This window comes from Paenibacillus wynnii (assembly GCF_000757885.1).
Classification (GTDB): Bacteria; Bacillota; Bacilli; order Paenibacillales; family Paenibacillaceae; genus Paenibacillus_AQ; species Paenibacillus_AQ wynnii.
The window spans coordinates 2,377,455-2,400,994 of record NZ_JQCR01000002.1 but is presented as its reverse complement, the minus strand read 5'-3'; the positions used below and the strand labels follow the sequence as shown (position 1 = coordinate 2,400,994).

The following is a 23,540-nucleotide window of genomic DNA, read 5'->3' as shown; positions in this document are numbered from 1 at the left end:
TACACTATGGTTCAAACTTGCCCCTTTAACTCCACTGATTTTGACAATCGAAGGATGGCGCTTCATAATAAATTTTATTACCATGGAATTTCCATGCATTGCGCTGTTAGTTAAGTCTAAAAACAGCGTTTCATCATGTAGAAAGAAGGCGAGGCCGTGTCATTCATTAACGGTAAACGTTGGATCGTGAAACCCTTTATATTTTTCACTTTAATTTTTGTCCTAAAAAGCTTTTTAGCCTGGGGTGTCATTTTCGGGGATATGCTCCCTTGGAAATCATTACTTACAGAGATTCCTTTCGTTTGGGCCCTCTTCTGCATCATTGAAAGGTTCTCCTCCAAACGGAAACTTGGGTATTACATGACGGTTAATTTGCTGGTAACTGCGATCTTTTTTGCCGCCATTATGTATTTCAAATATTATGGAGTTATCGTAACTTACCATGCCCTAGAGCAGGTAAATCAGGTGACCGCCGTTCGAAACAGCGTATTCTCGCTTATGGATCCTTATTATTTACTCATCTTCTTGGATATTATTGTGTTGGGCTATTATTTCTTGCGTAATAAGAAGGGCCGGGACTTGAAGAGAAAGATTAACCAGCAAGGCCGGAAAGGTATTGTTTCTGTGGTATTCATTATCTCACTGGGGCTGTGTCTCTTCAATATACTCCCTAATCAGGCCAGTATGAATGAGATTAAAAAAGCGCAGGAAATGGGTATCTTGAGTTATGAAGCTTATACTATTTTCGCGAATGAAAAAACAGACATTGTAAACACTCGTGAAATCACGCAGGAAGCGATTAATACACTAAAAGGCATTGACCCTTCAGTGAAGCCTAATCTCCAAAGTGCGGCTAAAGGTAAAAACCTCATCATTATTCAATTGGAATCCTTTCAAAGTTTCCTGCTCGGTCTAAAATTAGACGGACAGGAAGTAACACCGAATCTCAACCGTCTTATGGAGGACAGTCTATATTTCCCTAACTTCTATCAAATGGTTGGTCAGGGCAATACCTCTGATGCCGAGTTTGTAGTGAATACCTCCTTCTACATTCCGCCCCGCGGAGCCGCTACTATGGCCTATGTGGACAAGAAGCTACCAAGCTTGCCGCGTCTGCTGAAGGAGAACGGTTATCAGACCGCAACATTCCATACAAATGATGTGGAGTTCTGGAACCGGGGTGAGCTGTACAGTTCATTAGGTTGGGATCATTATTATGATCATAAGTTTTTTGGGGATGAAGATGTCTTTTTCTTCGGAGCCTCGGATGATGTGCTCTATCACAAAACATCCGATAAGCTCAAGGAGATGAGCACGCAAGGACAGCCCTTCTATGCTCAGGTCATCTCCATGTCAGCCCACCATCCCTTCACGATTCCGGAAGACAAATACCGGATGAAGTTGCCGGAGCGGTACGAAGGAACCTTTGTTGGCGATTATATTCGCTCACAGAATTATGCGGATGAAGCATTCGGTCAATTCGTTGAGGAATTGAAGGCCAACGGTATTTGGGATAACAGTGTGTTCATGATTTATGGTGATCACATGGGCTTGCCTATCTACTCGCTTGATCATGATGACAAAGAACTGATGAATGAAATTTATGGACTTGAATACAGCTACGCCCACATGACCAATATTCCGCTCCTTATTCTTGGCGCTGGAAATACGGAACCGCAGGTTCTGGAACAGGTTGGCGGAGAGATTGATATCTTGCCTACTGCCGCTGGACTATTGGGTGTCTCACTGGAAAACTACTTGCATTTCGGCCAAAATCTTTTGACCGAGACCTATAACCTTCTGCCGGAAAGATATTATCTGCCATCCGGTTCCTTCATCGGTACCTCGGGCTTACTGATCCCCGGCAACAGCTTCGAGGATAACACTCAATATCCTCTTGCCGTTGGAGGTAAGAAGCCTGCTGCAACGGAGGATGAGTATAACCGGGCATTAAGACTACTGCAGCTATCAGACAGCTATGTCACACAGCTTCCAGACAAACCATAATACCTGAAGAAGGCCATGCACCCAGTTCGGGGCATGGCCTTCTTCCTTTTTATATATCCTTTTGCAGCTTTCTAAGGTTCTTGAATGACAATTCTTTCGAAATACTCGGCAAACCTTTTCAGCTCATCCGGCTCTAGAATAGATAAGTATTGACCGAGCAGCATCTCGGAACGTCGTTTCCCCTCCGTTTGAATACGTTGACCTTTGTCAGTAATCGTAACTACAACGGCTCTTCGATCATTCTCATCCGTTTCACGGCTGATTAGGCCCAGTATTTCCATCCGATCCAGCATAACCGTAACCGCACTCGATTTGACTTCCATTTTATCCGCCAGCTGGATAACCCGTGATTTCTTTTCCTTGGCAATCATACTCAGAAGAGAATATTGAGGGAAGGTGAGTCCCAGCTCTTTCTGCGTATTCATCCCCAATATAATCTTCCGTTGAACCCTCCACATGGATAATCCTATACTTTCGACTAGCGGGTCCATTTCTTGCGACATCCTGTTCAGCTCCCGGTTGTATGTTATACCCTTAGCGTATCATCATATATGATGTAGATTCAATAACCTTGGATTAAAAGTTTTTGTTACCTATAAGCTGCACTTTTATATTGATCTATATACTTTTTCTGATCATTTGCCTTATACTTTGAAAATATCAGTTTTTCTTACAAAAAAGAGCATAATCCGACACAAAAACACAACATTGATGCTAATGCTCTCTTTACACTGATACGCTATAATCGTAGCAGTGATATAAGATCACTGAAAACAAAATATCGAGGCTGGTGGGATAGAGAATGAAGTTAGCAACTAAATTAACATGGATGATGCTTATTGTTTTGCTGCTTGTGGGATCATCCATAGGGTTTGTCGGTTACCGAACGGCTCATAATCAGGTGGATGAGGCTGCCGGTATTGAATTGGTAGGATGCGCTAATATTACTACAGGCCTTATTGATCCAAAGGATATCGCCGCTCTTGTAGCGGGTGATAACAGCAAACTAAAAGCCATTGAGGATCGGATCAGCTGGATCATTAAGCACAAGCCAATCTTTAAGGAAGCCTTTATCCTGTCTCTGGATGGCAAGGTTCTAGCCGCCGACAGCAGTTTCAAAAATAGAGGCTATAAGGCTGGAGACTCCTTCTATTTCAACGAAGAGGACAAGAAAACGATCACCACCATGAAGCACTCCACTTACTCCGAGATCTATACATATGAAGGCATCTCTCTTAAAACAGGCTACGGACCCATCTATCAGGACCACGACCCCACTAAACCTATCGTTGCTTTAATGGCTATTAATTTCGACGGTCCCTTGATTCAGGAACGGACCATGGATATTATTGTACAGCCCTTTATTATAGGGTCATCTATCTTAATTATTGCTATTCTGATCGCGTATCTCTTGATCCGCCGCATGGTTAGTCCACTATCCAAGCTGTCTACATCCGTTAATCTCGTTGCCAAGGGCGATCTTACTCATGACCCAATTCTATTCAACAGCAAGGACGAGATCGGTACCCTTGCCCGTGACTTCAACGATATGACATTAAGTCTGCGGAAACTCATCACGGAAGTTAATGATACCTCCTTACAAGTCGCCTCATCATCAGAGGAGTTATCTGCCAGTGCCCAGGAGACGAACCGGGCCGGAGAGCATAGCGTTAACATTACCATTGAGCTGGCCGAGGGATCACAGACTCAACTGCAGAATTTGGAGGGCAGTTATCAGGCGGTACAAGACATGTCACGCTTTATTGTGGAAATCGCCGGAAATGCTGACAAAGCTATGAATAACGCCGTCATTAACGCAGAGAAAGCCCGTACAGGCCGGGAGGCAATCGATTCCAGCACAGGCCAGATGTTGGTTGTGAATGAGAGCATCATGCATCTGTCTGGCATTATAGACTCCCTGTCCAGCCACTCCAAGGAGATTGAGAGTATTGTTGGTACAATTGCCAGTATTGCCGAAGAAACCAACCTCCTCTCTCTGAATGCTGCTATTGAAGCAGCACGCGCCGGTGAAGAAGGCCGCGGCTTCGCTGTAGTTGCTAACTCTGTACGGAAGCTTGCAGAACGCTCTGCCAACTCAGCCGGACAAATTGGCGAATTGGTAGGCTTAATTGTTAATCAGATGGATAAAGCCGGAGAAAATATGAAGCGTTCCACCCATGAGATGGGCCAAGGCAAAGAGATGATTATGTCTGCCGGACATTCCTTCTCTGAGATTGAAAACTCCGTGTCCGAAATGGCTGCTCAAAGCCAGCAGATATCTACAACGGTACGGGAGCTGGCCACGATTTCAGATGGGCTAGTCCATTCTATTCAGAACATCGTGAACATATCCAATCAAACCGCCGCAGGAGCAGAGAGCTTGTCAGCTTCTTCACAAGAGCAGCTTGCGGCGATGGAGGAAGTAGAGGCTTCGGCTGCTTTCCTATCCTCTATGGCGGACAAGCTTCAGGTTCTGGTAGACCAGTTCAAAGTATAAGCTGGGACAGTCCTTCTTTTTTGAGCAATTGGTAAGTAGGCGTTCTGAGAGACGCTCCGCGAACGGAACGTTGCTACAATCGCTGTTGTCTCCAGATGTATTGAATTACACTTAGCAGTGTACATCTGGAGACAAAGGCGAACGCTATCGCTTTTACGCAATCATTCCGTCCTCTCCGCTGGTTTCAGCGGTAGACCATACTCAAAATCTCATAAAATCAAAAAAGAAATCGCCCTTTGGTCAAATGGAAGTCTACCACCAACCATTTAAAGGAGCGATTTCTTTGTACATTCAATTACCATGGACCAACTTTTCTTGCCCAATGGATCTAACTTGACATACTATTTAGCTGGTTTTGGTCGCTGTATATATTACCACCTACTGCTCTCTATTGAGTATTATAAACCGCTCGCACCTAACACATTAGTCTCAACAGGATGCGGACTGTGGAGCCGCTATTCCTCTAGAATCGGGCTTTTAGATGCTGTGCGGACTGTGGATCCGTTATTACCTTGGAATGCGCTAGAAATGAGGTTATTTAAGTAATTAACGTTCCTGAGTCCGCATGCCTTCGTTATAGCCCCGATTTGGTGAAATAACGGATTCTGAGTCCGGATAAGTGTAACTTTACACTTTTTGCATCGTATTGATTTCAAAGGAGGCGAGTGTATTGAACCTATACTTTCGGGATAAGTTTTTTAGTACCGGTATTACGGAGATTCTCAACGACAAGGAAGAAACCATCGGTCATGTCGATTTGAAGAGAGCATTCAGCGCTTCAATTGATGTGTATGGGCAGAACGGTGATCTGCTATACAAAGGGAAGTTTCCATTTTTTTCAGGTAAATGGGAGGTTGCTGATGCCGATGGAGATCTATTAGGTGTATTAAGAAGCAGACTTTCTTTTTTCACCAAGAAATTTACTTATGAGACCCAGGGGCGAGGTGAATACGAGATTACATCTCCTGCGTTTTCTAAGGAATATGCGATAGCCGATGAATCCGGAATGCTTGTCGCCCAATTTGAACAAATAAACAACTGGTTCTCTTCAGGTGCCTTTCATCTGAATAATAAAAGCGAACTTTTGGATACTTATGAGCTTGTTGCCGTAATCATGGGCATGCATGCGATTCAGAAAAGCCAGCAAGCAGCAGCAAGCAGCTGATCCCTTTAAACGGGTATAATAAATAGGTAGGTGCAAACACTAAAGGCACTCTTTGTATGCTATAAAATAGGGAAATGAAAGTATAAAGATATGCCAAAAGAAAAAGGAGGAGTGCCCATATGACAGAGAAAAAGAAAACCCTAGAAACAGGGTGGAATTTCGACAACAGCTATGCTCGTCTGCCGGAATCCATTTTCACCAAACAGGCCCCTACTTCTGTACGATCCCCTGAGTTGATTATTCTTAATGATCCGTTGGCGACCTCACTGGGGTTGAACGTCCAAGCGTTGCAAAGCAATGATGGCGTAGCGGTGTTCGCCGGCAATCAGGTACCCGAAGGCGCCTTCCCTCTTGCTCAGGCTTATGCAGGACACCAATTCGGGCATTTCACCAAGTTAGGGGATGGCCGTGCTGTGCTGCTTGGAGAACAGATCACTCCCACAGCAGAGCGATACGACATTCAGCTTAAGGGTTCAGGTAGAACGCCCTACTCCAGGGGAGGAGACGGCCGGGCTGCGCTAGGGCCGATGCTGCGCGAATACATAATCAGCGAAGCCATGCATGCCCTTGGTATTGCTACCACCCGCAGTTTAGCGGTGGTAACAACCGGTGAACCCGTCATCCGCGACACCGAAGAACCCGGTGCTGTTCTGACCCGTGTAGCTGCCAGTCACTTACGGGTCGGCACCTTTCAATACGTTGCAAAATGGGGCACCGCAGAGGATCTCCAAGCTCTCGCCGATTACACATTGCAAAGGCATTTTCCAGAAATTGATGCTGAAGAGAATCGCTATCTTCGCCTTCTTCAGGAAGTTATCAAGCGTCAGGCTGTGCTAATCGCCAAATGGCAGCTTGTTGGTTTTATTCACGGAGTGATGAACACCGATAACATGGCTCTTAGCGGAGAAACCATAGATTACGGTCCTTGCGCATTCATGGATACTTATGACCCGGCAACGGTATTTAGCTCCATTGACATTCAAGGCCGCTACGCCTATGGTAATCAGCCGCAGATTGCAGCTTGGAATCTTACCAGATTCGCAGAAACCCTATTGCCGCTGCTGCACGATGACGAGGAGAAGGCCGTTCAACTGGCTGAGGACGCGCTCTCGGATTTTGGTGAGCAGTTTAACCGTAATTGGCTTACGGGAATGAGAACTAAACTGGGATTGTTTGATGAAGAGCCGCAGGATGAGCCCCTTATTGAGAGCCTGCTCCATATGATGCAGAAGTATCGTGCGGATTACACCAACACCTTCCGCGCATTAACTTTTGATAAGCTTGAGGATACGGCTTTGTCTGGCACCGCTGAATTTTCGCAGTGGCTGGAGCTGTGGCAGGCGAGACTAGGCAGGCAGCAGGAGCCTCATGCCTCTTCGCATCAATTGATGCGCAGCAGTAATCCCGCGCTGATCCCTAGAAACCATCGGGTAGAAGAAGCCCTTGCTTCCGCGGTGAACCAAGGAGACTACCACGTGATGGAGCGGCTTCTGGAAGCACTCTCAAGCCCCTACGAACATTTACCTGAACAAGCTGAGTTCTGCACAATGCCTGAATCATCAGCCCATCCCTACCGTACTTTTTGCGGTACCTGATCCGAACCATAGGGCCCATTTATTAAACACCAAGAAAGGGCAGACCGTAACATTACGGGCTGCCTTTTCTTGGTGTGAAGCAGAATTACGCAACTTCAAATATTTCGATCAGTATAAGGGTTAGGAGTATTTTCCAAATAGGGGGTGCAAGAGTGAGGAGTTTATATTATGGGATTTTGATTAGTTTATTTGCGTTAATTTTTGTTGGGTGCAGCCGCCAGGTGGCTAGTGATGAGAAAATTGCCAAACAATACGTGAAGGAGCATGGATATTATGTGGATTTCCCCCTAGGTGAAGTTTATAGCTACACTTTGGATAAGAGCAAACTTTTCGGACATCCAGAATCACTGCCTTTTCAACAGGCATGGGGCGTTCAACAGGCAGAGCCTGATTTGTACTTTGGAAAAAAAGTAATCATATATGGCTTCACCGTTTCTAATCATCCTTTGGAAAAGATATATCATGCAAAGAGTAATGTGTATGTGATGCTCTCCGAAGGTAAAGTTATTGGCGGATACTCTTTTCCCGATGTGGAAGGTATGGTTGGAAGTTGTTATTCAGTAGACGGTAAAACATTGGAGGAAGTCACTGGATTGAGTTATTCCGAATGGACCGAACAATGGAAAAAGAAATATGGAGAATAATCACGCTACGGCATTCATTCAGGTAATGATTCCAGACTAAAAAGACCGCCCTGCAGTAATTATGAGAGCTCTCTCACTTTTACAACAAGCGATCTATGTACATTCAAGAAATTCACAGCTTATAGTTATGTGATATTTATGCTTTAGACTGCTTTTTTATCCAAAAACCACTGTCCTAATTCATTCACCGGCATAGGCTTACCATAGTAATACCCCTGCATGACCGTGCAGCCCAGTGACTGCAGCAGTTCAATCTGCTCTGTGGTCTCTACACCTTCCGCGATAACTTCCATATTAAGGTTAGCCGCAATCGCAATAATATTACTTATAATGGCCTTCTTGGAGTGCATCTTGCTTTTGCGGATGAATACCTGATCAATCTTGAGCGTGTTGATCGGTATTTCATCTAAACTGCCTAAGGATGAGAACCCGGTACCGAAATCGTCCAATGACACTCTTACTCCGAGCTTCCTTAGCTTGGACAGCAGCACTACAGTCTCTTCCATATTGTTCATGGCAATCGATTCTGTAATCTCCAGCTCTAGAAAATGAGGGGCAAGACCCGAACGAGTCAAGGCCTCTTCAACAATGTCGTATAGGCTCTCACCCTCAAACATACGTGCCGACATATTGATAGACACTGCAACAGTCGCAACATCTTCCTTATGCCAAAGCATATTCTGACTGCAGACTTCATGCAGCATCCAATACGTAATGGGAACAATAAGACCTGTCTCTTCTGCAATTGGAATAAATTCCACTGGAGAGATAATACCGTGCTCCGGATGTCTCCAACGCAGCAGCGATTCAAGGCCAACCGTAACATTTGTGATCGAATCCCATTTCGGTTGATACACCACCATGAACTCCGACCTGGCCAGTGCCTTACGCAAATCCTTCTCGAGGGACATTCGGCGCACTTGATAGCGGTTCATCTCTAGGTCAAACACGCTAAATTTGTTCTTTCCGGAATCCTTGGAGGTATATAGTGCGGTATCCGCAGCCTTCATTAGTGCAGAACGGTCCGTCCCGTGGACAGGTGTTAAGCTAATCCCCACACTAGCGGTAACATACAGCTCATTATCCTCAATCGTGTAAGGCTTCTTGACCTCCTGTAAAATACCTTGGGCACTCTCTCCGGCCTCTTCTAAGGTACAGTGTGGAAGAGCGATCAGAAATTCATCACCGCCCAGCCTGAATACCTTGCCATTGTCACCGATACAGTTCTCCAACCTGCCAGCAACCTCCTGCAGCAGCATATCCCCGATATCATGACCCAATGTATCATTGATTGACTTAAAGCGGTCCAGGTCAATAAAAAACACCGCACCGGAAGTCCCTCTGAAAAAGTCACTCTCAAAATACCTCTCCAAGCCGTGACGGTTCGGCAGTTCTGTCAGCGGATCATGATAGGCCATACGTTCAAGCACATTACGATCCAAAAATACGGCCCCACCGGAAATCGTGAACATAAACAGCGTTACCAACGAAACCCCCGTGAGCAAAATAACATCCGTCTGCATCAGGAAAGGCTTGGTGCTGTTCCATACATCGTACTCAAAATAACTTGCACTTATGCTGGTGTAATGCATACCCGTCATTGCAATGCCTATGCAAAGTGCAGAACAGAGCTTCCATTTACTGAAGCCTCGATCGTCTTTGAATCTTGTAAATAAATAAATCCCCATATAGGAAAATAATACAGCGATCATGAACGAAAGTGCCTGCTTTAGTAAGCTATAATGAATGGTTGCCTCAATCTCCATAGAGAACATACCTATGTAATGCATTCCGGAAATGCCGGTCCCAAGTATAATAGAACTCACAATAAGCCGCCATCGCTTAGGATATGGTGTAAAAACAAACCGAAGTGCCAAGTAACAGGCAAACATGCCCACCAGCATGGACAAAAAGGCCATACCCGGATGATACCCAACCTCAAAAGGCATACGGCTCGCCAAAATACCGACAAAATGCATGGCCCAAATCCCGCTGCCCAGGACACATGCTCCCGATAAAAGCCATAAACTCCGAATTCTGCCCATCGAATGGGATACTTGCGAAATCAGATTAATAGCCGAATATGCCGCTGTTACCGCTAATACGAATGATAATAGAACAATCCAATTATTATAGTGGATTCCCATTTGATCCATCTGTCAACCTCTTCACCCGTTAAAATAATTATCACAATCGCTGCAGTGCATTTCTTAGAAGGATCAGTACACGAATATTGGATAAATGGAAGAGTGCGTAATGATTATAGGTATCCCAAGAAGATACGGTTACGCCCATATTTTACCCTGTATTTGACGGACTGTCTAAGAAAATACTGGGTTTTGAGCCCTTTTTTTTAGATGCGCAACAAATGTCCATATTTGACGGTACTTATCACAGAGTAAATCTTACCCGTTCTTTGGCTGAACGAAGGCAGGTTTCCAGCAGAATCATATTGGATATCGCATCTTCCGCCTTATATAGAGGACTTCCTTCGAAGACTGCTGCTGCGAAATTATCCACCTGATTAACATAAGGATTAGCCCCCGTTGCTTTTACGAGACGCGTACCGTCTGCAGTATGTACAGAAAAGTCAGCATCCTCATATCTGGCATTAAACGGCATGGGGATCTCTATTCTTCCTTCCGTGCCTGTGATCTCCAGAAACTGGCGGTTGTAAGCCCACATTCCGCAGTCAAAAATCAGACTCAGACCCCCTGGAAACTCCACCAGACCCGAGGCCATCATATCCACATTGTCATGCTCGGGAGAGAAAATAGCATGCACCGTCACCGCTTCCGGCTCCACACCATACAGCAACCGTGCTGCGGTTAACGGATAACAGCCAATATCATATAATGATCCGCCGCCCCAATCCGACCGGAAGCGAATATTAGTAGTATCTCCGGCATCATTGTAGGTGAAAGTACCCCGGATGGACCGAAGATCCCCAATTTCACCACTTGCAATCAGCGCCTGCACCTCAGAAATCCGCGGATGATGCCGATACATGTAGGCCTCTGCCAGATGTACACCCGCCTTATTACAGGCATCGACCATTTCTGCAGCTTCACTGCTGTTGAGCGCAATCGGTTTTTCGCACAGCACATGCTTGCCAGCTTCCGCAGCTCGGATCACCCACTCCCGGTGTAGGTGATTAGGAAGCGGGATATAAACAGCATCGACCTCCTCATCGCTAAGCAGTTCTTCATAGCTTCCATAGGCATTTTTCACTCCGAACTCTGCGGCTACAGCACTGCTTTTCTCCAGCCCACGGCTGGCTATACCCTGAATGACTCCACTCTCAGATTCTACAATTGCGGGCATAACTGATCCTGTCGCAATTTGGGCACAACCCATGATTCCCCAGCGAAGTTTTTGTTTCATCACCTACACCTCTTTCTTAGTTATGGAAATTTGGAACTGTAGGAGCGATAGCGACCGCCCGAAAGCATAAGCTGTATCCGGATTTCAACCGCTAAAAGCGGGTTAAATCAAAGAAATCTGGATACAACAGCGGCCGGAAGTCCAAATCTTCACGGTAGTGACGGCTGAGCCTTAAGTTAATATCTTAAGTTCATCTTATATAGCGGAAGAATTCTTAACTCAATGAATGAAGTAAAACAGCAACGCTTAGAATTGCGATACGTGCAACACTCATAAGAACGAAGTTTTTAACGGATAAGATAAAGGTTGTTGCTTTGTCCGGGTTCTCGGCAAACAACGAAATATTACGGCGAAGCGGAATCAGGGTCAGCAATATCAAGAGTACCAGTACCACATTCACCCCAAGGAGCAGGAGTACGATGAGGTCCAGAAAAGACACATAATAGAGCAGTTTGAACAGCAGAATCGCGTTATTCTTACCAATGTAGACTGGCAGAGTATATCTGCGATTCTCGATATCATCTTCAATATCGCAGATATTATTGGCCAGCATGATGCCGGCAATCCCCAGGATCGCCGGGACCGAGAACCAGAAAAGGTAGAGAACCTCCAAGATATTAACATGCAGGTTGACCCAGCCGTCCTGAATTAGAAGCGCCACCACACTCACATCAGTATGGATATATGCCGAGATGAAGATGATTACAAAGCCCATGAAGAGACCGGAGAACAGCTCTCCGAGCGGCATTCTCGAAATGGGTATCGGCCCGAAAGAGTATAGGATCCCAATCAGAAACGATAATCCCCCGAGCAGGAAGACAAGGAGTCCAGTCTGTGACACCAGCGCTATTCCCCCGCCCACTGCCAGCAGCAGCAACGTCACAATAGTTGTGACTACCACACTCTCCTTCAGCTTGTGATGAACAATAGCGTTATGCGTTTCATACCCGTAACCGTGCTTTTTTGACGCTTTTTTGAAATCATAATAGTTATTAATGGCCGTTGTCGCCATGTCAAAGCTCAGCAAAGACACGAACATCAATAGAGCACGTAGCACGTAAAAGTCATCAAACCGGTACAGGGCATATAGCGTTCCTAATAGGAAAGGAATCATGCTGGCAACCTTTGTCTGAATCTCAACAAACTTTAAAAAAGTCCTAACATTCACCAGCATATCACCCTTCGGATGTGGAATAGAGGGTTACAGGATACCCTGAACCAATAAAGCTAAGGCCATAACTCCACCGCAACGGGTAGAAGCTTTAAGAGAAGCGCCCATAAGCGGTAGATAGGCTGGTGATGCGTTATACGATTTAAGGCCGCGATACACTCGAAGGGCCGGGAGTGCAGTTAGAAGAGCTAGGAGTGCATATACAGGAAGTACCTCTAAGACCACACACATTACCAAAGAGGCATAGGATATAAACAGCAGTACTCTCGAAAAAATCAGAGCCTTGCGCTCTCCCCATACCACGACCAGCGTTCTTTTGCCTACCTGCTGATCAGCCTTCCAGTGTAGAAAGTGGTGATTGAACAACAGCAGTGTCGTCAGAAGACCCACCGGCAGTGACAACCATATAGGCTTCATGCTGAAATGGCCCGTCTGAACGTAATAAGTGCCCATTACGGGCATAAGACCAAAAGCGAGAAAAATAGCCAATTCGCTGTACCCCTTACCCCTATAACCAAAGCGCAGAGGTGGAGCTACATAAAAATAGGCGATGAGCGCACCGCCCCCGACAAACCATAATATCTCCCAACCACTGAGGATACTGAGCACCGTTCCACATATAACAGCAATAGCCAGCAAGCTCCACGTAAGAATCGCGAATAAACGCTCTGTAACTACACCCCCTGATAAAAAACCCGAATTTGTCATTATGACTTCAGGGGTAAGGTGTGCCTCCACATCCGTTCCATTTCGAAAATCCCATAAATCATTCACCATATTCGAGAATAAATGAGCCGCAGCCGCCCCAACAAAGGTTATTATAAATAATACCGGATGGAATATACCTTCCCATACATAAGCCCCAACGGTTCCAAGTACAACCGGAATGAGCATAACGGGAATTACTCCAAACCGGGATGCCTGCTTAAATAAAGACCACTTGTTCATTTCGACGCTTATCTCCTTTTATTATTATTATCTGATAATAATTATCATTAACATCATACAACAATCTCCGCCTTTTTGGGAGGAATTTCGCTGCCAAAATAGCCATAATCATGCTACACTAATAGTGAAAAACTTCCAAATATCTCAAGTTACCTATAAGGGGTCCCTATGAAATTACGTAAAAAAATAGCCCTGTTCATCACATGTGTCTCTTTGTTCGGACTTGGAGTAACTTATTTATTCGTACAACTCATTCTACTAAATCGATTTGATAAGCTGGATGAGGCGGACCTGCAAAACACCCTGCATGATATTGTCGCTTCCTACAATGATGAATTGCAAATGATGAAGACAAGTCTGGTTAATTATTCCATGTGGGATGATACCTACCAATTTGTATCTACTGCTTCACCTAAGACTGATCGGGTACTGAATCCCTACATCTTAAGTAATTATGATAAAACCACATATGAAACTAATAACTTCCATATGATCGCGTTATTAAACAAGTATGGAGAAACTGTATATGGCGGTACTTATTATAATAATCAGGATGAAGAAGTGTCACCGCTGTCGGCTGAATTCGAAGGACTGTTCGCTAAGATTAAGAGTAATCTGCCTGAAGTGACCCGTAACTGGGATAGTATTTCGGGAATTGTTCTCCTAGATGAAGGTCCGATGTTGGTTACCTATTTACCTATTGTCAAAAGCAATAATACGGGGACCATGCAGGGAATTGCTATTGCCGGAAGAATGATTGACGAAGAGGAAATTAGGCGGATCGGCCGACTGAGCCCTCTCGGCATCAGACTAACCCCCGTAACCCCGCTGTTTCTTGAGCAAAACAAGGGGGAGACGACTTGGACATCTTCTCGGACGGAGCATCTCTTAACCATACATACTCTAATTGATGATGTATTCGGGAACCCTGCCCTTGTTCTGACCATAGACCAACCCAGAGAGATTTATCAGAGCGGTCTGCAATCTATTCGAAGCTTTCGACTGGTTTTCTTCTCCATCACTATAATATCGGGCATCGCCATTGTTATCTATGTAAACCGATCTATTCTAAAACGCATGGCGTCATTAAATAGAAAGATTCGATCGATTAGCAGCAGTCATGATCTATCCATTCGGATTGTCAGTACCACAAAAGACGAGTTCAGTGATGTAGAACACGAATTTAATGCTATGATCTCTTCTTTACAGTCTGCTCAAGAGAGTCTTCAGCTGCAAGCTAAGCTTGATCCTCTTACTCAGCTGCCCAATCGGACCTTGTTTTTCACAAGGCTAAATGAGGCGATAGAGAAAGCCAAGCAGAATAACTCACAAATTGCGCTTCTGTTCATTGATATCGACAACTTCAAGACCGTTAACGACACTTGGGGCCATGATTCTGGGGATGCTATCCTGAAGGAAATTTCCAGACGCATAACACGTGCTGTGGGCGACCCTAATCTGACCTCCCGATTAGGAGGCGATGAGTTTACCATTCTCTTAGCCGATATTCATAAGAAAGAAGATATTGAATTATATCTGCAAAAAATTCAGGAGGCTCTATCAGCCCCCCATAAAATCCATGGGCAACTTCTATATAGTACTGCCAGCATTGGAATAAGCGTGTATCCTGAGAATGGGAAGGATGCCGAGTTTCTGGTCAAGCAAGCCGATCTGGCCATGTTTCACGTAAAGGAAACCGGCCGGAACAACTTCTTCCAATATTCGGATGCACTCGAAGAAAGTGTTCGCCGGAAGAAAGTTCTGAGGCAGCAGCTATTAACGGCGATAGATAACCAGGAGTTAGAGGTTCACTATCAACCCATACTTTCAACAGAAGCGTTGGGGATTAGGAAGGTTGAGGCATTGCTGCGCTGGAGCAGTCCAACCTATGGGGCTATCTCCCCCTCTGAATTCATCCCCCTTGCTGAATCGAACGGTTCGATCGTTAATATAGGAAGATGGGTATTTCAGCAGGTTTGTCGGGATCTGAGCAGCTTTAATGATCAAGGCCTTTCATTAAGAGCCGCTGTTAACATTTCCGCTATGCAGTTAATGCAGCCGCATCTGCTGAATGAATTATTAGAGGCAGTGAAGGATAATGGCCTTTCCCCTTACAGCCTAGAGCTTGAAATTACTGAAAGTGTACTCATGTCGGGTGACAGCTTCTTCACCTCCCTGCAGAACCTCCGAGAGCACGGCTTCCGGATTTCACTGGATGATTTCGGTACAGGGTTCTCATCCTTAAGTTACCTACGGCGTTTCCCTGTAGATGTAATTAAGATCGACCGTTCTTTCATATCTGAGATCACTCACTCACAGTCTGATGATACTCTGGTTAAAGCAATCATAGAGCTTAGTCATAATCTGGGTCTCCTGGTCGTATCTGAGGGTATCGAGCTGAAGATTCAATTCGATATGCTGCGTAATTTGGGTAGTGACGAGCTGCAAGGGTATTATATAAGCAAACCGCTGAAGGCATCAGGAATTATTTCCTTTTTGTCACAAGATACTCCATTTAACGACAATTAATGATAGTAGGTTATAGGCAATTTATTAACGATATGATATGATAGGCAAGCTTAATAACAGCGCCCTCTCGGGTGCTGTTATTTTGAGCGAACATTTCTATAAATATTGGAGGCTTTTCTTACATGTCAGCACAATCTCAATCTACTCAATCCGTCAAAATAGTCACTGCCGACCCAAGTGCAATTGGTCTGCTCGGACTGGCTATTGTTACCCTCGTTGCCTCATCTCAGAAACTTGAAATTACCTCAGGCCTTAGTTTTGTTATCCCTTGGGCACTTTTTCTCGGAGCCTTTGCCCAACTTTTCGCAGCGATCCAGGATGCGAAGCACAATAATACATTTGGTATGACGGCCTTCGGTGCCTATGCATTCTTCTGGTTCAGCATGGCAGGCAGCTGGCTAATCAAACTTGGTGTATTTGGAACCGTTTTGGCTGAAGCTGTAGATCCTAAACAACTCGGTTTTGCTTTTCTAGGATATTTGGTCTTCACGTTGTTTATGACGATCGGTGCCGTAGAAACCAACAAGGTACTGCTCACGATTTTCATATTGATTGACTTCCTGTTTCTTGGACTCACTTTCGACTCCTTTGGAATCGCTGCTGAAGCCTTCCATAAGCTTGCTGCTATCTCCGAGCTAGCCATTGGTATTGTTTCACTTTATGGCTGCGGTGCATCTGTACTAAACGCTCATTTCGGACGCACTTTCTTACCTATCGGGGCTCCGCTTCGTATATTCAAGAAATAGGCTGAGAAGTATCTACAGGTTACCGCTTTTCCGAAATATTAAACCTTTTATATTTCAGATAAACGGATTTACGGGTAATCGCCTGAATGGGGCGATGCCCGTCTATCCGTTTTTTATTTTTATAAGGATTATTATCATGATTTTTCTTGCGCAATGGCTATAAAAATGACATGCTATAGAGACACCTACGACAATTCTCGACATTTTTCTCGCGGCGTGGGAAACGTTCCCTTAAGTTACAGCAAATAATGTTGAATTTCGCATATCGGAGGCAATTTATGGCTTTCATTAATAAAAAGCCTTTAACGATCATCCTCGGCTTCTTAGTCGTTCTACAGATCTCTTTATTCTACTACTATACCTTATCGGTGGACCGGGAATACCAAGCCCTGAAATCCGATTTGTCCTCACAGGCAATCATGCTAACATCGAATATTGAAGAGAGAGTATCGATTGTAAAAGGTGTCTATTCTTTCATCCAAACGGTTGGTTTTGATGCTGACCCCAACGTTATTAACCGCTATTTAGCTATGGCCTACAACAATTCCAAACACGTGCTGAACATTACAGTAGCACCGAATGGCATTATAAATTACCTTTATCCCCTTGTGGGCAACACGGCGATTCAGGATAAGAGCTTGTTTCTGGAGTCCTCTTTATCCACACCGGGAATGATCCAAGAAACAATACGATCACAAACAATAACCGTTGATGGTCCGCGAACCCTTGCTCAAGGCAGCAACGGCATGATTATCCGGCAAGCCTTGTATAATGGTGATACCTTTAGCGGTATAGTCTCTGTAACCCTGCGTATAGATGACATTGTGAATCAATTCCTCTTGAAGGACACTGACGTCTTTGTTACTAAGGTAGATGGTACCTTTCTATTCGGTAATGAGCATAGCAAGACAGGCAAAATTATCACGGTTCCTATCAAACTCTATAACCAGGAATGGTTAATGGCGATTACGCTAGATCCGCAAAAGAAATGGGCAGCACTGCGGGACATCCTTTTCATCGACTTCTCCTTTATTTTAATCATTGCTTTCATAATGTACATAACATGGCATCAACGGCGGTTCAATCAGGAGCTTGAGCGCATAGTAAGTATTCGTACCCGCGATCTCCGTGTATCCGAACGTTTGTATGAGAAACTTGCCTATTATGACAGTCTGACCGAGATTCCAAATCGCCGGTATTTCATGGATGAATTTGCTCGGCTGCTGCAAAGCGCAGAACCTACCCAGTCCTACACTCTTTTTTTCCTGGATTTGAATAAATTTAAGGAAATTAACGATACACTGGGACATTCAGCAGGGGATCAGGTTATTAAAACATTGGCCAAACGGATCGTAGACGGAAATATACCGTTTCGAATGTTTGCCCGCACAGGCGGGGATGAATTTGTAATGCTGTTTGGAGATTTACCGCGTGACCAGATCTCTGTGGTCGTAAATCAAATTAGGTCACTCATCTCCGCGACGCTATACATGGCCGGAACCCAGCTGAACTTATCGACAAGTATCGGTGTCTCTCTATATCCAGAACATTCTTTGAACATAGAGGATTTATTGAAATTTGCAGATATGTCCATGTATCAAGCGAAAATGATGGATGGTCCTGACTACTTTCTGTTCAATCAGGAGTTAAGAGAGAAACTTACTCAAAAGACGATGATTGCCAAAAACCTGCGCTCTGCTCTGGAGAATAATGAGTTCGTGCTGCATTATCAACCTCAGGTTAATGCAGTCACGGGGGAAATCACCGGCCTAGAAGCGCTTATCCGTTGGAATCATCCTGAGAAGGGTTTACTTGGACCCGGTCATTTTATTGGTGCCGTTGAAGAGGCCGGACTGATGATTCAGCTTACAGACTGGGTCATTCGAGAAGTATGCCGACAGTTGTGCCAATGGCGGGAAGACAATATGAAGTTGCTGCGAACCTCCATCAATATCTCGAACAGCTGGTTCTACCATCGTAATTTGATTGAGAATTTATTCTCCATTCTGGATCAATACCAATTGGAGACCGATATCCTAGAGTTTGAAATTACGGAGAGCACGGCACTTCTCGAAGAACATTATCCGCTCTTGCAGCTGATGCGTGACCGCGGCATTGTCGTGTCTATCGATGACTTCGGCACAAAATATTCTTCACTGAATTATTTGAAGCATTTCCCGGTCAATAAAATCAAAATCGACCGAACCTTCATTACTGGAATTGGTGTCAGCACAATTGATGAAACCATTATTAAATCGATCGCTCTAGTAGCTTCCCAGCTTGGATATGAACTGATCGCTGAAGGTGTGGAAACCCAAGAACAGGCTGATTTCCTCATAAAACATGAATGTCATCATATTCAGGGATTCCTTTTCTACATCCCGCTGCCTGCCGATGAAATTCGCAAGCTATTCCGATAATGGGCTATACTACAATTATATAATCCTAGGGAACCCGAGAAAGGACTTTGAAAAAGATGAATATATTTACGACTTCCGAATTATTGGGGACGGCCATTTTTGCTCTGATTCTTGCAATTCTTGCCTACCGTATCATTCGAGGCATGCCTACGATGACTGGTGATATTGGAGCGTTGCGCAAAAGAACTCTCGTTTGGACTCAGGTGGCCTTGGTGCTGACCGTTCTCCAGTTGAATTTTAAAGCTGGCGATTGGCGGTTTGCTATTATATTGGGACTTATTGTGCTGTTCACTAGCAGCGTATGGCTTGCGGCCCGTCACTATGACCTCCTTCGCCCGTTGGACCCAGAATCCACCGAAGACGACAAACTAGAATAGTACAGCATAGTGTTAATTGTCCTCAAGAAAGAGCCTCCGGATAGGGGGCTTTTTTTTTGCGATAAAAACTTCAGATAGCTACTGTCCTATTACAGATCAATGAATACCTTCTACAGAGCGGATCCATACTAAGGTCATTCCAGATTTAACGGAGGCGACCGATGGGTAAAAAGCTCAACCTACTAATGTTTAGCGGTGAATATGACAAGGCCATGGCAGGGTTAATTCTGGCGAATGCAGCTAGAGATATCGATGTGGAGGTTACGATGTTCTTTGCCTTCTGGGGACTGTTCCTGATTCGTGATCCTGAGACGATGACGCTTGAGGACAAAACCATCTACGAAAAAATTATGGACGTGGTTACCCCAAAGGGACCGGAACATTTGCCGCTCTCGCGCATGAATTTCAGCGGTCTAGGACGGATGATGCTTGAGGAAATGATCGAGGATCAGGGAGCGCCGAAGTTGATTCATTTTCTAAAAGGTGCACGCAAAAAAAATATCAAATTCTATGCCTGCAAGCTCTCTGTGGAAATCATGGGCTTCAAGCCGGAGGAACTGCTGCCTGAGGTAGAGATCATCGAGGCCTCCGCCTACTTGAAGGACGCTCTGGAAAGCGATATGCAGCTGTTTATTTAATCCATATGGGCATTAACCTATTCCCTCGAGCAGGCATATACTGAGGCCAAGAAGAAACGACTGCGCCGTCCTTTTACGAGATGGCACCGTTTCTCGGAGAAACTGCTGGCTGGAGGGATTGTCCCATGCTAAGTATCATTCCCGCTTCTTCTACGGATGCACCAACTTCGCTGCAAGAGCATTTCAGGCCTTTTCGTGAACATACTATTGGCATAAGACACTTCATTACCACCCCGTATGGTAGACAGCCCTTGCTGTACGCCGACTGGACCGCAAGCGGTCGTCTGTATGAGCCTATTGAACGCCGTCTCTTGGAGACCTTTGGCCCCTATGTCGCTAACCCGCATACTGAATCCAATACTACCGGGCTTACGATGACCCTAGCCTACAATGAAGCCCGCAGTATTATTAAAAGACATGTCCACGCTACAGCGGATGATGCGCTCCTGTTCTGCGGCTACGGCACAACAGGAGCCATTAATAAGCTGCAGCGGATTCTCGGTCTGAATAAACCAGAGTGGTTTCAGGAACAAATGATGATAGCGCCGGAGGATCGACCGGTTATTTTTATTAGTCATATGGAGCATCATTCCAATATTCTGCCGTGGCAGGAGAGTATCGGGGAGTTGGTTGTTGTACCTCCTGGAGAAGGTGGCAGTGTCGACCCCACACAGCTTGATGATATCCTTCATCTTTATCGCACTCGACGCTTTAAGATTGGAAGCTTCACGGCATGCTCTAATGTAACCGGTATGGAAACACCCTATCATAAGCTCGCTGCTGTTATGCACAAGCATGGGGGGTATTGTTTTGTAGATTGTGCCGCCAGCGCTCCCTATACAGATATAGACATGCATCCTCCATCTCCATCGGAGAAGCTGGATGCCATCTTTTTCTCTCCCCACAAATTCCTGGGAGGCCCGGGCACAGGCGGAATCCTTATATTTGATGCTGAGCTGTACAACCGCCGTTTCCCCGATGAACCGGGCGGAGGAACCGTCGTATGGGTAAATCCTTGGGGCGGAAGATGTTATACAAGGGATATTGAAGCCCGTGAGGACGGAGGAACACCTGGATTCTTGGCAGCCTTTCGAACAGCTCTTTGTCTTAATCTGAAAGAAGCTATGAAAGTTGAATATATAAGAGTTCGCGAACGGGAGCTGTGTGAGAAGCTGCTTCAGGGTCTGGATACTATACCCGGCTTGGTAATCTTGGCAGGCGACCATACCGAGCGACTGGGCATCGTTTCTTTTACGCTAAAGAACATTCATTACAACCTCGTTGCCCAGCTGCTCAATGACCGCTTCGGGATTCAAGCCCGTGGAGGCTGCGCCTGCGCCGGTCCTTATGGTCACTATCTGCTTGGTATTGGCAAGAAGCTGTCCTCTCAAATTTCAGAGACTCTGAATACAGGCGATCAGTCGGAAAGACCGGGCTGGGTCCGCATTTCCCTTCACCCGATTATGACGGAGCTGGAAGTTTATACGATTGTAGCTGCCCTAAGATCAATCACCCATCACATCATGGAGTGGCAAAGGGATTACCACTATAATCCCATAACAAATAGCTGGGAGCACAAGAGTGTCGGGAAGCCGTCCGAGTCCAAAATTCGCGATCTTTTTATGATATAGGAAACAAGCTACTTGAGCCGATTATAGTGTAAAAGTACATTAGAATGGGCGGAAACGAGCTACTTGGGCGTAGATAATGCAAAAAAAAAGCCCCACGAAGTGTGGAGCTTTGTAACTTAGAACCTACTTATTGAAAGTCTGCTTGCACCATATCCAGATCAGCGGCCTCGGCATTGGAGACCACCTGCTCTACATTCTTACAGCCTGGAATTACACTGGTCACAGCCGGGTTCTGCAGGCACCACGCCAGCGCCCACTGTGCCATAGGAATATCACGCGGCACTTCATTTGCAGCGATCTCGCCTACTTCCTTCAGCTGCTTGTTCCTTGTCTCCTCATTATGGTTAGCTCGAACATCACCCGGTTGGAAAACTGCATCCGGCTTATATTTGCCACTTAAATACCCACTGGCCAGCGGAACCCGTGCCAACACACCTAAATTATGCTCTAGGCATAGCGGGAAAATCTGTTCTTCCGGCTTACGATCAAGTCTGTTATAAACAACCTGTATAACTTCCGCTTGTACTCCCGGTGCAGAAGAAGTCTGATACACTCCCTGATTGGAGGCGCTGATGGAAATGCCTAGATGGCGGATTTTGCCTGCTTGAACTTGTCTGTCCAGCATGCTCCATAGCTTGTCATTATTGAAATCGTTATCCGTACCGGAGTGGAATTGGTACAAGTCTACATATTCACTCTGAAGCGCCCGCAGGGAATCGTCCAGCTGCTTCAATACATCCTCAGCACTCCATAGCTGTTCCCGCTCGAGATGACCCTGGAAATGATGGCCGAATTTCGTCGCCACGATCCAATCCTCCCGTTTGCGGCGGGCCAGATAGCTCCCGATAAACTTCTCAGACAAGTGATCCCCGTAGCATTCTGCTGTATCTAACAGATTGATCCCGAGTTCCCCCGCCTTATCAAGCATGGCATCCACTTCAACTTGAGTGAAATCCTTGCCCCACTCTCCGCCGAACTGCCATGTTCCTAAACCAATTACGGATACATCTATTCCTGTACTTCCCAGCTTGCGAAACTTCATGCGAGACCTCCTCAGATTGTTGTGGTATAGATTATAGCCATTAACAACACTATACATTACCCTTCCCGCTCCGCCGTGCCGCTTTGGCAAATTGCGCCTCTATCGCTTTGACACCCCACAGTGACAATCCAATAAACAGCAGCACATAAATCACTTCCCACGGATGACGGATAAACCGGTCTACATCATTCCCGATATAAGAGACAGCAAACACCATTATAGCCTTGCCCGCACATAGTGCAAGGAGATAAGAACGCAGCCTCATACCCGCCAGTCCCGCAGCCATATTAATAACCACGAAAGGTCCTACTGGAAAAAGACTGAGCAAAAAGACATAGCTGAAGCCGCTCTGCCGGACCCAAACCATACTTTTTGCCACCTTGGGCCGCATCGCCCATTTCTTTAGGTACCGGTGAGAGGCTACTTTTCGTATAATCACAAATGTGGTCAAACAGCCCGCTACCAGCCCTATCCATGAATACAAGAACCCTAGCCATAATCCATATACCGCTGCGTTCAATCCTACAATGCCGATTGTTGGAAGCGGCGGCACGAATGATTTCATAAAGGCCAACCCGATACCCGGAAGCGGCCCGAGCGAGCGATATTGTTCCAGCATATATAGCAATCTATCCTCTGTCAGCCATGACATAATATCCAGAGTATACATCTATCAGTGTTCCCCTCATCTTCTACATTATCACTTCATTATACATGATAATGAATGATAATCATTGTGTGTTGAG

Annotated in this window: 18 protein-coding genes; 11 read left to right on the top strand and 7 right to left on the bottom strand. The window is 45.4% G+C overall.

Annotation, left to right across the window (positions count from 1 at the left end; translation table 11 throughout):
* Nucleotides 1-156 precede the first annotated feature (156 nt).
* Nucleotides 157-2,007, top strand: a complete 1,851-nt coding sequence (locus tag PWYN_RS13405) for an LTA synthase family protein (protein WP_036652419.1) — start codon at nucleotides 157-159, stop codon at nucleotides 2,005-2,007.
* 71 nt (nucleotides 2,008-2,078) lie between these two features.
* Here PWYN_RS13405 and PWYN_RS13400 read toward each other — a convergent pair whose 3' ends face one another.
* Nucleotides 2,079-2,510 carry a MarR family winged helix-turn-helix transcriptional regulator gene (locus tag PWYN_RS13400; protein ID WP_052087937.1) on the bottom strand — a complete coding sequence of 144 codons (432 nt, stop codon included), beginning with the start codon at nucleotides 2,508-2,510 and terminating at the stop codon, nucleotides 2,079-2,081.
* Between the two features lie 299 nt (nucleotides 2,511-2,809).
* Here PWYN_RS13400 and PWYN_RS13395 point away from each other — a divergent pair, with 299 nt between their 5' ends.
* The 4 genes from PWYN_RS13395 to PWYN_RS13380 all read left to right on the top strand — a co-directional run bounded on the left by PWYN_RS13395 (nucleotide 2,810) and on the right by PWYN_RS13380 (nucleotide 7,908).
* Nucleotides 2,810-4,504 carry a methyl-accepting chemotaxis protein gene (locus PWYN_RS13395; RefSeq protein WP_036652417.1) on the top strand — a complete coding sequence of 565 codons (1,695 nt, stop codon included), beginning with the start codon at nucleotides 2,810-2,812 and terminating at the stop codon, nucleotides 4,502-4,504.
* 670 nt (nucleotides 4,505-5,174) lie between these two features.
* Nucleotides 5,175-5,669 carry an LURP-one-related family protein gene (locus PWYN_RS13390; RefSeq protein ID WP_036652415.1) on the top strand — a complete coding sequence of 165 codons (495 nt, stop codon included), beginning with the start codon at nucleotides 5,175-5,177 and terminating at the stop codon, nucleotides 5,667-5,669.
* A 119-nt stretch (nucleotides 5,670-5,788) separates the two neighbouring features.
* On the top strand, nucleotides 5,789-7,264 hold the full coding sequence (locus PWYN_RS13385; protein WP_036652413.1) for a protein adenylyltransferase SelO: 1,476 nt from the start codon (nucleotides 5,789-5,791) through the stop codon (nucleotides 7,262-7,264).
* A gap of 152 nt (nucleotides 7,265-7,416) precedes the next feature.
* Nucleotides 7,417-7,908, top strand: coding sequence for a hypothetical protein (locus PWYN_RS13380; protein WP_036652410.1), 492 nt, complete (start codon nucleotides 7,417-7,419; stop codon nucleotides 7,906-7,908).
* Between the two features lie 143 nt (nucleotides 7,909-8,051).
* Here PWYN_RS13380 and PWYN_RS13375 read toward each other — a convergent pair whose 3' ends face one another.
* From PWYN_RS13375 to PWYN_RS13360, 4 genes are all read right to left on the bottom strand, one after another.
* Nucleotides 8,052-10,064, bottom strand: a complete 2,013-nt coding sequence (locus tag PWYN_RS13375) for a bifunctional diguanylate cyclase/phosphodiesterase (protein WP_036652408.1) — start codon at nucleotides 10,062-10,064, stop codon at nucleotides 8,052-8,054.
* A 235-nt stretch (nucleotides 10,065-10,299) separates the two neighbouring features.
* Nucleotides 10,300-11,292 (bottom strand): Gfo/Idh/MocA family protein, encoded by a 993-nt coding sequence (locus tag PWYN_RS13370; protein ID WP_205622747.1) that lies wholly within the window; start codon nucleotides 11,290-11,292, stop codon nucleotides 10,300-10,302.
* A gap of 214 nt (nucleotides 11,293-11,506) precedes the next feature.
* Complete coding sequence (locus PWYN_RS13365; RefSeq protein ID WP_036653834.1) at nucleotides 11,507-12,460, bottom strand: 1,4-dihydroxy-2-naphthoate polyprenyltransferase; 954 nt, start codon at nucleotides 12,458-12,460, stop codon at nucleotides 11,507-11,509.
* 33 nt (nucleotides 12,461-12,493) lie between these two features.
* Nucleotides 12,494-13,411, bottom strand: coding sequence for a prenyltransferase (locus PWYN_RS13360; protein WP_036652403.1), 918 nt, complete (start codon nucleotides 13,409-13,411; stop codon nucleotides 12,494-12,496).
* Nucleotides 13,412-13,579: 168 nt separating this feature from the next.
* On the opposite strand from PWYN_RS13360, the gene PWYN_RS28100 reads away from it, so the two are divergent.
* The 6 genes from PWYN_RS28100 (at nucleotide 13,580) to PWYN_RS13330 (ending at nucleotide 21,752) form a co-directional block, all read left to right on the top strand.
* Complete coding sequence (locus tag PWYN_RS28100) at nucleotides 13,580-15,940, top strand: bifunctional diguanylate cyclase/phosphodiesterase (protein ID WP_052087936.1); 2,361 nt, start codon at nucleotides 13,580-13,582, stop codon at nucleotides 15,938-15,940.
* 122 nt (nucleotides 15,941-16,062) lie between these two features.
* Nucleotides 16,063-16,686 (top strand): acetate uptake transporter, encoded by a 624-nt coding sequence (locus tag PWYN_RS13350; protein ID WP_036652400.1) that lies wholly within the window; start codon nucleotides 16,063-16,065, stop codon nucleotides 16,684-16,686.
* 278 nt (nucleotides 16,687-16,964) lie between these two features.
* Entirely contained in the window at nucleotides 16,965-19,106 is a 2,142-nt protein-coding gene (locus PWYN_RS28095) for a bifunctional diguanylate cyclase/phosphodiesterase (RefSeq protein WP_052087935.1), read from the top strand.
* A gap of 56 nt (nucleotides 19,107-19,162) precedes the next feature.
* Nucleotides 19,163-19,483: a hypothetical protein gene (locus PWYN_RS13340; protein WP_052087934.1), complete on the top strand. Its 321-nt coding sequence runs from the start codon at nucleotides 19,163-19,165 to the stop codon at nucleotides 19,481-19,483.
* Between the two features lie 161 nt (nucleotides 19,484-19,644).
* Nucleotides 19,645-20,121: a DsrE/DsrF/DrsH-like family protein gene (locus PWYN_RS13335; RefSeq protein ID WP_036652398.1), complete on the top strand. Its 477-nt coding sequence runs from the start codon at nucleotides 19,645-19,647 to the stop codon at nucleotides 20,119-20,121.
* Nucleotides 20,122-20,246: 125 nt separating this feature from the next.
* Nucleotides 20,247-21,752: an aminotransferase class V-fold PLP-dependent enzyme gene (locus PWYN_RS13330; protein ID WP_036652395.1), complete on the top strand. Its 1,506-nt coding sequence runs from the start codon at nucleotides 20,247-20,249 to the stop codon at nucleotides 21,750-21,752.
* Nucleotides 21,753-21,879: 127 nt separating this feature from the next.
* Here the strand turns inward: PWYN_RS13330 and PWYN_RS13325 are convergent, their stop codons facing one another.
* On the bottom strand, nucleotides 21,880-22,794 hold the full coding sequence (locus tag PWYN_RS13325) for an aldo/keto reductase (protein ID WP_036652393.1): 915 nt from the start codon (nucleotides 22,792-22,794) through the stop codon (nucleotides 21,880-21,882).
* A gap of 49 nt (nucleotides 22,795-22,843) precedes the next feature.
* On the bottom strand, nucleotides 22,844-23,464 hold the full coding sequence (locus PWYN_RS13320; protein ID WP_036652391.1) for a TVP38/TMEM64 family protein: 621 nt from the start codon (nucleotides 23,462-23,464) through the stop codon (nucleotides 22,844-22,846).
* Nucleotides 23,465-23,540: the final 76 nt, after the last annotated feature.

Bases quoted from the DNA above. Each gene is read 5' to 3' on its own strand.
- PWYN_RS13400 (WP_052087937.1), bottom strand. From the start codon at position 2,510: ATGTCGCAAGAAATGGACCCGCTAGTCGAAAGTATAGGATTATCCATG.
- PWYN_RS13395 (WP_036652417.1), top strand. From the start codon at position 2,810: ATGAAGTTAGCAACTAAATTAACATGGATGATGCTTATTGTTTTGCTG.
- PWYN_RS13385 (WP_036652413.1), top strand. From the start codon at position 5,789: ATGACAGAGAAAAAGAAAACCCTAGAAACAGGGTGGAATTTCGACAAC.
- PWYN_RS13375 (WP_036652408.1), bottom strand. From the start codon at position 10,064: ATGGATCAAATGGGAATCCACTATAATAATTGGATTGTTCTATTATCA.
- PWYN_RS13370 (WP_205622747.1), bottom strand. From the start codon at position 11,292: ATGAAACAAAAACTTCGCTGGGGAATCATGGGTTGTGCCCAAATTGCG.
- PWYN_RS13360 (WP_036652403.1), bottom strand. From the start codon at position 13,411: ATGAACAAGTGGTCTTTATTTAAGCAGGCATCCCGGTTTGGAGTAATT.
- PWYN_RS28100 (WP_052087936.1), top strand. From the start codon at position 13,580: ATGAAATTACGTAAAAAAATAGCCCTGTTCATCACATGTGTCTCTTTG.
- PWYN_RS13350 (WP_036652400.1), top strand. From the start codon at position 16,063: ATGTCAGCACAATCTCAATCTACTCAATCCGTCAAAATAGTCACTGCC.
- PWYN_RS28095 (WP_052087935.1), top strand. From the start codon at position 16,965: ATGGCTTTCATTAATAAAAAGCCTTTAACGATCATCCTCGGCTTCTTA.
- PWYN_RS13340 (WP_052087934.1), top strand. From the start codon at position 19,163: ATGAATATATTTACGACTTCCGAATTATTGGGGACGGCCATTTTTGCT.
- PWYN_RS13335 (WP_036652398.1), top strand. From the start codon at position 19,645: ATGGGTAAAAAGCTCAACCTACTAATGTTTAGCGGTGAATATGACAAG.
- PWYN_RS13330 (WP_036652395.1), top strand. From the start codon at position 20,247: ATGCTAAGTATCATTCCCGCTTCTTCTACGGATGCACCAACTTCGCTG.
- PWYN_RS13325 (WP_036652393.1), bottom strand. From the start codon at position 22,794: ATGAAGTTTCGCAAGCTGGGAAGTACAGGAATAGATGTATCCGTAATT.
- PWYN_RS13320 (WP_036652391.1), bottom strand. From the start codon at position 23,464: ATGTATACTCTGGATATTATGTCATGGCTGACAGAGGATAGATTGCTA.